General features: G+C 70.2%; 12 protein-coding genes. 9 read left to right on the top strand and 3 right to left on the bottom strand.

The features are described from left to right. Positions 1–26: 26 nt before the first annotated feature. From pstC to Hrr1229_RS18385, 5 genes are read left to right on the top strand one after another with little or no spacing between them, the layout of a single operon-like run. Positions 27–1001, top strand: coding sequence for a phosphate ABC transporter permease subunit PstC (gene pstC, locus Hrr1229_RS04195; protein WP_123114049.1), 975 nt, complete (start codon positions 27–29; stop codon positions 999–1001). Then, positions 1001–2773: a phosphate ABC transporter permease PstA gene (gene pstA / locus Hrr1229_RS04200; RefSeq protein ID WP_123114048.1), complete on the top strand. Its 1773-nt coding sequence runs from the start codon at positions 1001–1003 to the stop codon at positions 2771–2773. Before pstC ends, pstA begins: the two co-directional genes overlap by 1 nt. Before the next feature lies 1 nt (position 2774). After that, on the top strand, positions 2775–3611 hold the full coding sequence (gene pstB / locus Hrr1229_RS04205; protein ID WP_123114047.1) for a phosphate ABC transporter ATP-binding protein PstB: 837 nt from the start codon (positions 2775–2777) through the stop codon (positions 3609–3611). Beyond that, entirely contained in the window at positions 3612–4310 is a 699-nt protein-coding gene (gene phoU / locus Hrr1229_RS04210) for a phosphate signaling complex protein PhoU (protein ID WP_123114046.1), read from the top strand. A 41-nt stretch (positions 4311–4351) separates the two neighbouring features. Beyond that, positions 4352–4705, top strand: coding sequence for a hypothetical protein (locus tag Hrr1229_RS18385; protein WP_321169505.1), 354 nt, complete (start codon positions 4352–4354; stop codon positions 4703–4705). Here Hrr1229_RS18385 and Hrr1229_RS04220 read toward each other — a convergent pair. After that, entirely contained in the window at positions 4692–6980 is a 2289-nt protein-coding gene (locus Hrr1229_RS04220) for a helix-hairpin-helix domain-containing protein (protein ID WP_158606079.1), read from the bottom strand. The two genes, Hrr1229_RS18385 and Hrr1229_RS04220, sit on opposite strands and share 14 nt — an antisense overlap. Before the next feature lie 163 nt (positions 6981–7143). Next, positions 7144–8043: a VOC family protein gene (locus Hrr1229_RS04225; protein ID WP_123114044.1), complete on the bottom strand. Its 900-nt coding sequence runs from the start codon at positions 8041–8043 to the stop codon at positions 7144–7146. Between the two features lie 136 nt (positions 8044–8179). On the opposite strand from Hrr1229_RS04225, the gene Hrr1229_RS04230 reads away from it, so the two are divergent. From Hrr1229_RS04230 to Hrr1229_RS04245, 4 genes are all read left to right on the top strand, one after another. After that, positions 8180–8599 (top strand): cobalamin B12-binding domain-containing protein, encoded by a 420-nt coding sequence (locus tag Hrr1229_RS04230; protein WP_123114043.1) that lies wholly within the window; start codon positions 8180–8182, stop codon positions 8597–8599. Continuing rightward, positions 8600–9730 (top strand): methylmalonyl Co-A mutase-associated GTPase MeaB, encoded by a 1131-nt coding sequence (meaB, locus tag Hrr1229_RS04235; protein WP_123114042.1) that lies wholly within the window; start codon positions 8600–8602, stop codon positions 9728–9730. A 109-nt stretch (positions 9731–9839) separates the two neighbouring features. Beyond that, positions 9840–10796 carry an alpha/beta hydrolase gene (locus Hrr1229_RS04240; protein WP_123114041.1) on the top strand — a complete coding sequence of 319 codons (957 nt, stop codon included), beginning with the start codon at positions 9840–9842 and terminating at the stop codon, positions 10794–10796. A 120-nt stretch (positions 10797–10916) separates the two neighbouring features. Continuing rightward, on the top strand, positions 10917–11702 hold the full coding sequence (locus Hrr1229_RS04245) for a response regulator (protein ID WP_123114040.1): 786 nt from the start codon (positions 10917–10919) through the stop codon (positions 11700–11702). Positions 11703–11712: 10 nt separating this feature from the next. On the opposite strand, the gene Hrr1229_RS04250 is transcribed toward Hrr1229_RS04245, so the two are convergent. After that, positions 11713–12231: a DUF4442 domain-containing protein gene (locus tag Hrr1229_RS04250; protein ID WP_123114039.1), complete on the bottom strand. Its 519-nt coding sequence runs from the start codon at positions 12229–12231 to the stop codon at positions 11713–11715. Between the last annotated feature and the right edge of the window lie 149 nt (positions 12232–12380).

Genomic DNA, 12380 nt, shown 5'->3' on the forward strand with positions numbered 1-12380 from the left:
CGACAGCGTTCGATACCCGACCGGTTGTGACAGATAGTACCGAGAGCCCCGATCTCCAGCGGCGGAGCGGGCTCAGACGACTGAAGGAGGGAACCTACGGCGGGCTCTTCGCCGCGTGCGCGGCGATCACCCTGCTCACGACGGTGGCGATCTTCGTGACGCTGCTGTCGGACGCGGTGGTGTTCTTCCAAGAGATCCCGATAACCGAGTTCCTGACCGGCACCAACTGGAGCCCGAACCCGGCCGGCGGCGGGCAGTCGTTCGGCATTATCCCCCTGCTGATCGGGACGCTCGTCGTGACGATCACGGCGGCGTTCATCGCGCTCCCCGTGGGGACGTTGACGGCGATCTACCTCAGCGAGTACGCGACGCCGAACGCGCGGTCGATACTGAAGCCGCTCTTAGAGATCCTCGCCGGTATTCCGACGGTCGTGTACGGCTACTTCGCGCTGGTGTACGTCACGCCGGCGCTGAAGGCGACGCTGTTCCCGGAGATGAGCACCTTCAACGCGCTCTCGGCGTCGATCATGGTCGGTATCATGACGATCCCGATGGTGTCGTCCATCTCCGAGGACGCGATGAGCGCGGTCCCGGACGACCTCCGGCAGGCCGGCTACGGACTCGGGGCGACGAAGTTCGAGGTGTCGACCGGGATCGTGGTCCCGGCCTCCATCTCGGGGATCGCCTCTTCGTACATCCTCGCGGTGTCCCGCGCCATCGGCGAGACGATGATCGTCGTCGTCGCGATGGGCGCGCAGGCGCGGATGCCGACGGTCAGAGAGGCCGCCTTCGGGATCCCGATCGTCAACCCCGCCGACGTCCTCTTGGACTCCGGGATGACGATCACCGTCGCCATGGTGCAGATCGCCGGCGGGGACCTCACGGGCGGGTCGATCCCGTACGACTCGATGTTCGCGCTCGGACTCACGCTGTTCGTGGTGACGCTCGTCATGAACGTGATCAGTGATATTATCGCACAGCGGTACCGGGAGGAGTACTGATGGCGACGGACACCGAAAACGCGAACGTTGGCGGGTTCGGCGAGGTGAGCCGGGTCCGCGGAGCCGTCTTCGAGTACCTCTCGCTGGGCGCGAGCGTGGTCGGCCTCGTCGCGCTCGGCGTGCTGCTCGTCTACGTCACGATCGACGCCTTCGACCTGGCGAGCGCCAGTCCGGAGTGGCTGCTGACGTACTTCGTCACCCTCGTCGTTCCCTTCCTCGCGTTCTGCCTGTACAGCGTGAGCGACCCGGCGGTGACCCGGCGGTCCCTCGTCGCACTCGGCGGGGGGCTCGTCGCCGTCGCGTCGATTTTTACCGCGATCGAGGCGTTCGTCGCGTCGATCCCGCGGCTCACCTGGCAGCTCGCGTACCTCTTCGTCGTCGCCATGCCGGTCGCGGCGTACCTCGCGTACGTCGGCAGCCGCGGCCGGGTCGGCGCCGTCGGCTTCGGGCTGGTGGGCCGGCTCGTCGGCGGGATCGCGATCGGCCTCGCCGTGGGGACGCTGTTCTTAGTGTTCGACCCGCTGGTGTGGTTCCTCGCGTACACGCTCGGGGTGTTCCCGGCCGCGGCGCTGTACGCGTACGGCCGTTGGCGGCCGGCGCCGCGGGCGGCGACCGCCGCGATCCCCGTCGGCGTCGTCGGTCTGGTCGTCGCCGTGGTCCTCCGCGGCGTTGTCACCACGTACCCCTCCGACCTCATCATCTACCTCTGGACGCTCGCGGTCCCGATCGCGGTCGCCGGGGGAATCGTCGTCGCCGGCCGGGGGAGCCGGACCGCTGCGGTCGCCGCCGGCGGCGTCCCGCTCGCCGTCGCGACCGCGGGCGGCTTCCTCGCCGGGAGCGTCGGGATCCCCGGACCCACCGCGCTGATCGTGCTCGTCGTGACGGGCGTGCCGACCCTCGTCTACGTCCACCGCGCGATCGACGTCGGCGAGGGACTCGTCGGGCTGGCGCTGCCGGTCCTCCTCGTCGGTGGCGCGCTCGTCGGCGCGTTCCTCGTCGAGGCGTTCGGCTTCCCGGCGCCGAACCCGTGGCTCGACGCCGGGTTCGTCACCGAGGCGCCGTCGCGGACCGCGGCCGAAGCCGGGCTGTATCCGGCGATCGTCGGCTCGGTGATCATCATCGCGCTGGTCGCGGTGCTGTCGTTCGTGCTCGGCGTGGGGACCTCCGTCTTCTTAGAGGAGTACACGGCGGGGAGCGGCCTCGTCGGGTCGCTGACGCGGCTGCTTCAGGTGAACATCGCGAACCTCGCCGCCATCCCGTCGGTCGTGTACGGGCTGCTCGGACTGGGGCTGTTCGCGAACCTGCTCGGGTTCGGGCTCGGGACCGCGTTGACGGCCTCGCTGACACTGTCGCTCCTGATATTGCCGATCACGATCATCTCGGCGCAGGAGGCGATCCGGTCGGTCCCGGACGACCTGCGCCAGGGGTCGGACGCGATGGGCGCGACGCGCTGGCAGACGACGAAGAACGTCGTCCTCCCGGAGGCGTTACCCGGGATTCTGACCGGGACGATCCTCGCGCTCGGTCGGGCGATCGGCGAGACCGCGCCGCTCATTATGATCGGGGCGGCGACGACGGTGTTCAGCGCGCCGGACAGCCTCTTCAGTCGGCTGAGTGCGATGCCGATGCAGATCTACGCGTGGGCGAACTTCCCGCAGGCGGAGTTCCGGTACGGCGTCGTCGCGGCCGGCGTTATCACGCTGCTGATCATCCTCATCGGCATGAACGGAACGGCGATACTGCTGCGGAACCGCGCGGAACGGGGGAACTAACATGAGTAACACCGAAACAGAAGCGAGCGACTCGCTCATCACGACGGACGTAGAGACCGGATCGAACGGCCGAACGGCGGAGACCGGGGGGACCGCAGTCGCCGCGCGCGACCTGGACGTCTTCTACGGCGACGAACAGGCGATCGACGACGTGTCGATCGAGATCCCCGAGAAGCGGGTGACCGCGCTGATCGGCCCCTCGGGCTGCGGCAAGTCGACGTTCCTCCGGTGTATCAACCGGATGAACGACATGATCGAGGTCTGCCGGGTCGAGGGCGACGTGGAGTTCGGCGGGAAGAACGTGTACGACGACGACGTCGACCCGGTCGCCTTACGCCGGAAGATCGGGATGGTGTTCCAGAAGCCGAACCCGTTCCCGAAGTCCATCCGCGACAACGTCGCGTACGGCCTCAAGATCCAGGGGTTCGACGGCGACGTCGACGAGCGCGTCGAGGAGTCGCTGAAGGCCGCCGCGCTGTGGGACGAGGTGAACGACCAGCTCGATTCGTCGGGGCTCGACCTCTCCGGCGGACAACAACAGCGGCTCTGTATCGCCCGCGCCATCGCGCCTGACCCGGAAGTGGTCCTGATGGACGAGCCGACCTCGGCGCTCGACCCCGTGGCGGCCTCGAAGATCGAGGACCTCATCGACGACCTCGCGGAGGAGTACACCGTCATCATCGTCACGCACAACATGCAGCAGGCGGCGCGCATCTCCGACCGGACCGCCGTCTTCCTCACGGGCGGGCGGCTCGTCGAGTACGACGACACCACCAAGATCTTCGAGGACCCCGAGGAACAGCGCGTCGAGGACTACATCACGGGGAAGTTCGGGTAGATGCCCCGCGAGAACTACCAGGAGCGGCTCGAGCAGCTCCGGAGCGACGTGGTCGCGATGGGCGACCTGGTCCTCGACCGGTACGAGACCGCCCTCCGCGCGGCCGAGACGGGCGACGACGACCTCGCCGCCGAGGTGATCGACGGCGACCACGAGATCAACGCCCGGTACCTCGAACTGGAGGAGGAGTGCACGGAGCTGCTCGCACTCCAGCAGCCCGTGGCCGGGGACCTCCGGCTGGTGACGGCGTCGTTCAAGATCATCACCGATCTCGAACGCGTCGGCGACCTGGCGACGAACATCGCCGAGTACGGCGGCGACGACGGCGGGATCCACCCGGCCGTCGACTTCCGTGAGCTCGGCGACGCGGCCGGCGAGATGGTCGCGGACGCGGTCGCGGCCTACGAGGCGTCCGACGCCGAGGCCTGTCGGGAGATCGACGCCCGGGACGACGACCTCGACGAGCGCTGCCGCCGGGCCAGCGAGGCGGTCGTGCGGAGCCTGCTCGAGGCCGACCGCGCCCGCACCGAGGCGGACGGGACCGAGGAGCCGGACCCGGACCGACTCGCGGACACGCTCGACGAGATATCCCACGCCCTGCTGGCGATCCGCGACCTCGAACGCGTCGGGGACCACGGGGTCAACATCGCCGCCCGGACGCTGTACATGATCGAGAGCGACGACGAGCTGATCTACTGAACGACGTCGTCGTCGAGGCGATCGCGGGGGTCGGCCTCGGCGTGAACGGACGAGAGCCGGGACACGTCTCCGAGGAGGCGCTCGCCGCCTCGGACTTCGTCGCCACGATGGGCTGTGCGACGCTGGAGCTGGACGGGGTCGACACCGACGACTGGCACCTCGACGACCCGGGCGAACGCCCGATCGAGGAGGTCCGCGCGATCCGCGACGAGGTCGAGCGCCGCGTGGTCGCCGTCTTCGACGAGCGGTTCGGCGAGGACGGCGGCGAGCGGTACGCGACCGGTCGCTTCTGGAAGGCCTCGCCGATCGAAAAATCGCCGGTCGCCGGTCTGACTCCGGCGATCCGACCGAGCCTCGAGACGGCTCGCGCGTCCGGGGACGCTACGCGTCCGTGATGCTTATCTGTCGGTTGAGGTGGGAGTCGACGTAGTCGCCGTCGTACTCCCAGTTCGTGGACGGGCCCCTGCCGCCGCCGGCGGGATTGAAGGCGCGACTGACGGCCCGCAGTCGGATCCGGTAGGCGCCCTGCTGGTAGCCGGCGGGCACCTCGAACACGACGGTCTGTTTGCGGCTCCGATCGCCGACCGACTGGTGCCAGTACGAGTACCGGTTTGACGGACCGCCGCTCGACGACGGCTGAGTCACCGGCGGATTCCGGCCGCAGCCGTGCGCCGACGCTCGAACGCTCCGGAAGTGTTCGCCCCACGCTCTGAAGGACACGCGGATACCGATGTCTTCCCCGGCCGGTCGCTCGATCCGCGGACACGACTCGGTGATGTCGTTGTCCCACTCCTCGGGCCGTTCCGACATCGGTCCCCAAGCGAGGTCGGTGAGCTCGAGGTCCGGCGCCCGGTTGTCGACCGTGATCGTCGAGGCGGGCGAAGTCGACAGAGGTTCCATGTCCGAGTCGGCGAGCTGGAGCCGCACCTCGTAGGTTCCGTTCCGGTAGCCGCGGGTGTTCCAGTTCAGCACCCAGAACGGGAACAACAGCGGGTTGTCGTTGAGCGTCTCGCCGTAGCACGACTCCAGATACGGCACATCGAGGATCGGGTACCAGCCGTCGGTCCCGGTCGGCTGCACGTGAACCGGGTCGCGGCCGATCGCCGGCACGTGCCACTCGTGGCCGGTGAACGGTCGCTCGGAGCCCCCCTCGTAGGAGTACAGCACCCGGTAGTAGGCCGCCTCCTCGAAGCGGTGACAGCCGTGTAGCTGTAGCGTTCCGGCGAACGGGGCGGTGCCGTCGGGCCGGCCGGTGGACGAGCCGGGCGGTTTCGGGCGGTTGATCCGCCGGGCGTAGCCGGTGGCGTCGTCGTAGATCGGGCTCCGGGTCGGCATCAGACCGATGGACTCGATGGACGGCGTCTCGCACTCGACGTTCTCGGGCGTGAGCCCGTCGCAGGTCGGGATCGAGTTCGCGTTGTCGTCGGCGACGAGGTCGACGTCCAGGGAGCCGCCCTCGTCCCAGCGGACGTCGAAGTACCCCTCCGAGTAGATCGTCTCCGGCGTCCCGTCGCCGTCGACGTCCTGCGTGACGCGGAAGGTGATGTCGGGCACGTCGACGATGGTCCGCCACTCCGGCACGGACACGTCCCGACACCGGAGGAATGGACCGGCAAGCCGGTCGGGGTCGATCGCGGCGAGGATCTCGGAATCGACAGGGATCTCGTCCCCGAGCAGTTCGACTCGTTCGTCGGGATCCGGGCGGGCGAACCCCTTCGGCAGCGGCGGCTCGGGGGGGTCGGGAAACGCCGGCCGATCGAGTAGCGCCGCGGTCTCGGGCTCGAGATCGCCGAACGCACCGCGCTCGGAGCCCGCGCCGAGCCGCAGCGCGATGTCCTCGCCGACGAGCTCGGCCGTGCGCTCGAACGCGCCCGGATCGAACAGCCGCCCGGGCCGGGGGGACGGGTCGGGTCGCGGCCGCGGAGACGGATCGGGTCGCGGTCGGGGGTCCGGCGGGATCACCGGGTCCGGGAACACCTCGGGCCGTTCGAGCACGTCCCGGAGCCGGGGACGGGCTATCTCGGGGAGACAGACGCGTTCGCGGCGGAAGCTGAGGACGCGGTCGATGTCCCAGCGCGGGACGTGGACGCAGAACTCCCCGCACTCGTTGGTCGTCGTCGTCGCGACCGTCTCCCGCGTGCAGTCGAACGGGAAGAACCAGCCGTAGCCGAGGTCCGACGGGAAATAAGAGAGGAACGAGCAGTCGGTGTCCTCGACGTGGACGGTCGCGTTCGGGACGGGATGGTACTCGTCGGTTTCCGCATCGTAGGTGACGACGCGTCCGCAGACCCGCCGGAAGCCCAGCAGGTCGGGATCGATCGCGAACTCCAGCTGGTCGCGAACGTCGAGGGCCGTCGATCCCTCCAGATCCAGCGGCACGTCGTCGGACAGCGTTCGGATGTGGTGCAGTTGTCGATCGGTCACTCGCCAGTCGTCCGGCGTGACGGCGTTGGGCTGTTTCACCGCGACGCGGTCGTCGGCGGCCGGACTGACTGTCGCTTTGATGTCGCGAGCGAGGATGTCGTCGAACATCGCGACGTCCCGGAGGTCTTCCTCCGTGGCCGCCTCCAGGTCGTCGAGCGTCTCGTAGCCGGCGACGCGGAGCGCCTTCGCTCGCTTGGGGCCGATACCAGGGATCTTCTCCAGTTCGGGTGGGTCGTTTGTGGACATTACGGACACCCTTGGTCCTGTATCCGACAGGACGATAAGTAAATATATTTTAATGACATATATTTTTAACCCAAAATGAGACATACAACATACCGAGCGTTCGAAATTGAGACCGTCGCGACGCCGACGGCCGGCGGACGCGTGCCCCGAGGTCGACGAACGCTTACTCCGGTTCGGCCCGAATCCGCACTTCGATGCCGTCGCCGTCGATAACCGCGATCCCGCCCTCCCGCTCCTCGACGGCGAACTCGACGGCGCCGTCGGACGCGACCGCGTCGAGTCGGGTCCGCACCGCGTCGAGCGCGGCGTCGTCCGGCACGACTACCTCGAACCACGCGAGCCCGTGCCCGGACGCCGGCCTCGTCCGGCCCCGCCACGTGTTCGCGCCGAGGTGGTGGTGGTAGCCGCCGGCGGCGACGAACCGGACGTCGGGTCCGGTCATGCCGACCTCGAAGCCGAGCCCGTCGACGTACACAGCCTCGAACGCCGACAGCGACGTGACCTCGAGGTGGACGTGGCCGACGTCGGTGCCGGGCGGGACGCGGTCGACGGACGAGTCCGACGCCTCCCCCGACTCCCCGCCCGCCGCCGCGGCGACCTCCTCGACGTCGAGCGGCTCGGTCGCCATCCGGACCGTGTCGTCGTCGGCGAGCGGCCACTCCTCGCGGGAGCGGTCGCGGTAGATCTCCACGCCGTTCCCCTCCGGGTCGTCGAGGTAGAGCGCCTCGCTGACGAGGTGGTCGGAGGCGCCGTCGAGCCGCCAGCGGTCGCGCACCCGGCCCAGCGCCTCGCCGAGCGCGGCTCGGGAGGGGACCCGGAACGCCGTGTGAAAGAGTCCGGCGTCGGTGGGGCCGCGCTCGGGGGCGTCCGGGTCGCGTCGCAGGACGAGCAGCTCCTCGTCGCCGACGCCGAGGACGGCCTCGTCGCCGTCGCGGTCGAGGACCGCGAGGCCGACGACGTCGCGGTAGAAGGCGGTCGTCTCGCCGAGGTCGGCGACGCGGAGCGCGGCGCGGCCGATCCGCGTCCCGGCCGGGAGGCGGTCGGCGTGAGGATCACCGGTCATACCTCTACTGAGGGGCGCCGCGCGTTCAACGCGTCGGTCGCGGAAGCCGGGGTCCGGGGATCCGCCCGCGATCGGGTCGGCGAATCCCACCCGATCGTCCGTTAGAGTCAAGCGGTGGGGCGACGCAGTACCCGACATGAGCGTCGAACAGGAGGAGCGGGCCATCCGGTGTCTGGTCGCGAAGGTCGGGCTCGACGGCCACGATCGGGGCGCACACGTGATCGCGCGGGCGTTCCGCGACGCCGGCTTCGAGGTCGTCTACTCCGGGCTCCACCGCGCGCCCGAGGACATCGTGCAGGCGGCGGTCCAAGAGGACGTCGACGTGCTCGGGATCTCGATCCTCTCGGGCGCGCACAACACCCTCGTGCCGAAGGTGATAGAGGGGTTAAAAGAGTACGACGCCTTCGAGGACACCCTCATCCTAGTCGGCGGGATCATCCCCGACGACGACGAGGACGAGCTCAAGGAGCTCGGCGTCGCCGAGGTGTTCGGGCCGGGCACGCCGATGGAGGAGACGATCGAGTTCATCCGGAACAACGTGCCGGAGCGAGCGTAGATGGACGGGCCGCAACGCGACGGGTCGGCGGCGGGAGCCCCGGAGCTGGACGACCGCGACGCCGAGCTCGTCGAGGAGCTGCTCGCCGGGAGCCACCGGGCGCTCGCCCGCGTCATCACCCGGATCGAGGACCGCGCCGCTGGCCACCGGGCGATCGTCTCCGCGCTCCACGAGCACACCGGCGGCGCGGACGTGATCGGGATCACGGGCTCGCCCGGCGCCGGGAAGTCGACGCTCGTCGACAAGCTGGCGGCCGCCTACCGCGAGCGCGGCGACACCGTCGGCGTCGTCGCGGTCGACCCCTCCTCGCCGTACACCGGCGGCGCCGTGCTCGGGGACCGGATCCGGATGGGATCGAACGTCGGCGACATGGACGTCTTCTTCCGGTCGATGAGCGCGCGCGGCCAGCTCGGCGGGCTCTCGATGGCGACCGCGGACGCCGTGAAGGCGCTCGACGCCTTCGGGAAGGACGTCGTCGTCATCGAGACGGTCGGCGCCGGCCAGAACGAGGTCGACGTGGTGCGGACCGCCGACACGGTCGCGGTACTCGTCCAGCCCGGCTCCGGCGACGACGTGCAGACGCTGAAGGCCGGCATCTTAGAGATCGGCGACGTGTTCGTCGTCAACAAGGCCGACATGGACGGCGCGGAGCGCACCCTCGCCGAGCTAGAGGAGATGGTCCACCGGCGCGAGGGACCGACGAAGGGGCTGGAGACGGGCCATCACGGGTTCGACGCGCCGGAGCACCCGGACGACCCGGATCGCTTCGACGACTCGGGCGACTCCGAGGGCGACGGCGACTCGGACGCCGACGAGTGGACCCCCGAGGTGCTCCGGACGGTCGCGAACACGGGCGAGGGCGTCGACGAGCTGATCGCGGCGTTCGACGCCCACGCCGCGCACCTCCGGGAGTCGGGCGAGATCGAGGCGACGAAGCGCCGGCGCTACGCCGAGGAGATCCGGACGCTCGTGCGCTCGGACGTCGGCGCGCTGGCGGCCGACGAGATCGAACGGCGCGGCGGGGTCGACCGGCTCGCCGAGGCGGTCCGCCGGCGCGAGACCGACCCGTACAGCGTCGCCGCCGAGGTCGTCGCCCCCATCGTCGACTGCGTAGAAACGGACCGGGAGTAACCGACCGAGCGGCGACGGCCGGGCAGCAACGGGCGGGCGGCGACGGACGGCGGCGCGACCGCCCGGTCGGGCCACGAGGTATAAGTCGCCAGCGGACCAACAGGTTTCCATGAAGCTCAGGAACCTCGCCGGGACCGCCCTCCTCGGCGTCGGCGCGCTCGCCGCCCTCAACACCGGGCTCCGGTACGAGGGAGAGCTAGAGGCCCCGCTCGACGGCGACGACGGCGTCTTCCGCTGGCGCGGGATGGACGTGGCGTTCACCGAGGCGGGAGACCCGGACGACCCGGACCTCGCGCTGCTCCACGGGATCAACGCCGCCGGCTCCTCCGGCGAGTGGCGCGCGGTGTTCGACGACCTGGCGGCCGACTACCACGTGATCGCGCCGGACTTCCCGGGGTACGGCCGCTCCGACCGGCCGCCGCTGCGGTACTCCGCCGCGCTGTACGAGGACTTCGTCCGGGACTTCCTCGCCGACCTCCACGAGCCGGCCGTCGTCGCCTCGTCGCTGTCGGCCGCGTACGCCGCCTCGGCGGCGACCGGGGAGGGCTCGGGGGACGACGGCGTCGGCCTGCGCGGCTTCGTCGGCGTCTGTCCGACGAGCACCGCGGGGCCGAGCCCGCCGAAGTCGTGGCTCCGCGAGCTGCTCCGGTCCCCGCTGGTCGGGGACGCGCTGTTCAACGTCATCGCGTCGAAGCCGTCGATCCGGTACTTCAACGCCGACCACGGCTACGACGATCCGACGAACCCGAGCGAGGAGTGGACCGACTACGAGTGGCGGACGACCCACGTCGAGAACGCCCGGTTCGCGCCGGCCTCCTTCGTCTCCGGCTACCTCAACAGCGACCTCGACCTGGCGGCCGCGCTCGCCGACCTCGACGTGCCGCCGACGATCGTCTGGGGGCGCGAGGCCGAGGTGAGCCCCCTCGCGGACGGCCGCGACCTCGCCGACGAGTCCGGCGCGCGGCTCGTCGTCTTCGACCGCGCGCGGCTGCTCCCGCACGTCGAACACCCGGACCGGTTCGTCGAGACCGTCCGAGAGAGCCTCGTCGCGGGCGCGACCGCCTGAGACGAGGCTCTCGCGCACCGGACGCCGGGACCGCCCTCGCGTCGAATAGGTCGGGATCCCAGTATCAGACCTGAGCATCGGGGAGGAATCGGTTTAGGCGGGGGTCGCCGACGCGGAGATATGACCGACCCATCCCTTCGAGTGCTCTGCGTCGACGACGAGCCGGGGCTCGCCGCGCTCGTCGCGGCGTACCTCGAACGCGACGACGGGATCGACTGCGAGGCCGTCGCCGAGACGGACCCCGAGACCGCGTTGGACCGCATCGAACGCGAGGCGTTCGACTGCGTCGTGAGCGACTACGACATGCCCGGTCGCACCGGGGTCGAGCTCCTCTCGGCCGCGCGGGAGACCGAGCCCGACCTCCCCTTCCTCCTCTTTTCCGCGACCGATCCGAACGCCATCGCGGCCGAGATGGTCCGCGCCGGCGTCAGCGACTACGTCAACAAGCGCGGGGGCGCCGACGGATACACCGCGCTCCTGCGTCGGGTCGAGCACGCCGTCGACGGCGAGGGCGGAAGCTTCGGGACGGGCCAAGTGCAGGCTGGAACCGACGGCGTCGATCCCGCGACCGACGTTGCGCTCGACGGGGTCTGTACGGTCGCCCCCGACGGCACCTTCGAGTTCGTCGGCGAGGAGTACGGGGAGCTGTACGGCTACGACCCGGACGAGCTCGTCGGCGAGCCCTGGCAGCGCCTCCACCCGGACGCGGAGATCGAACACATCCGGAGCCACGTCATCCCCGCGGTGATGGAGGGCGAACGGTGGACGGGGACGAGCGAGGGGCTCCGCGCGGACGGGACGACGTTCGCGGAGTCGAAGCTGGTGAGCACCACCGCGGACGACCGGCTCGTCATCGCGGTGTCGCCGTTCGACGAGGTCGCCGGCGAAACCCCCGCGAGCGACTGACGACCGCGCCTCACGCGTCCCGCCGCACGTACAGCGTCTTCTCGCAGGCCGCGTGGACGGTCCCCGCCTCGTCGACGAGCGAGACGAGGTACCGCCGATCGGTCGACTCGCCGGGACCGAGCGCGTCGCGGATCGCGTCGGTCTCCGCGGGCGGCAGCTCGAACTCGGCGTACAACGTGTCGCGCCCGGGCTCGATGAACTCGAGCGCGGCCGACTTGTCCCAGACGGTGAAGCCGTCGCCGAGGACCCGCCGGAGCATCGTCATGTACACCGGGTCGATCGCGGCGTAGAGGCTCCCGCCGAAGATCGTGCCGACCGCGTTGCGGGTGCGCCAGGTGAACGGCACCCTGATCCGCACGAACCGCCAGTCGGCGCCGATGTGGTCGACGCGGGCGCCGGTCCCGCGATAGGAGGGCAGGAGGTTGAAGCCGTGGCGCCACAGCCGGGTCCGGAGGCTCTCCGCCGGCGGGTCTTCGCGGAGGGGGCGGGGATCGGGGTCGCGGTCGACGCCGGTCGGCGAGTCGGTCACGACTCGGAGGCACCGCGCCGACGACAAACCCGTGTCGGAACCGGCGACAACGCGCCCGGGGTTGTCGACATCGACGTCGGACGTTTATTTAAACCGACCGCGGTGGTGCGCACCTGCGAGCGCCCACCGGGCGCGAGCAGCCTGCGCGA

The sequence above is a fragment of the Halorubrum sp. CBA1229 genome, from assembly GCF_003721435.2.
Classification (GTDB): domain Archaea; phylum Halobacteriota; class Halobacteria; order Halobacteriales; family Haloferacaceae; genus Halorubrum.

Bases quoted from the DNA above. Each gene is read 5' to 3' on its own strand.
- pstA (WP_123114048.1), top strand. From the start codon at position 1,001: ATGGCGACGGACACCGAAAACGCGAACGTTGGCGGGTTCGGCGAGGTG.
- phoU (WP_123114046.1), top strand. From the start codon at position 3,612: ATGCCCCGCGAGAACTACCAGGAGCGGCTCGAGCAGCTCCGGAGCGAC.
- Hrr1229_RS04225 (WP_123114044.1), bottom strand. From the start codon at position 8,043: ATGACCGGTGATCCTCACGCCGACCGCCTCCCGGCCGGGACGCGGATC.
- Hrr1229_RS04240 (WP_123114041.1), top strand. From the start codon at position 9,840: ATGAAGCTCAGGAACCTCGCCGGGACCGCCCTCCTCGGCGTCGGCGCG.
- Hrr1229_RS04220 (WP_158606079.1), bottom strand. From the start codon at position 6,980: ATGTCCACAAACGACCCACCCGAACTGGAGAAGATCCCTGGTATCGGC.
- pstB (WP_123114047.1), top strand. From the start codon at position 2,775: ATGAGTAACACCGAAACAGAAGCGAGCGACTCGCTCATCACGACGGAC.
- Hrr1229_RS04230 (WP_123114043.1), top strand. From the start codon at position 8,180: ATGAGCGTCGAACAGGAGGAGCGGGCCATCCGGTGTCTGGTCGCGAAG.
- meaB (WP_123114042.1), top strand. From the start codon at position 8,600: ATGGACGGGCCGCAACGCGACGGGTCGGCGGCGGGAGCCCCGGAGCTG.
- Hrr1229_RS04245 (WP_123114040.1), top strand. From the start codon at position 10,917: ATGACCGACCCATCCCTTCGAGTGCTCTGCGTCGACGACGAGCCGGGG.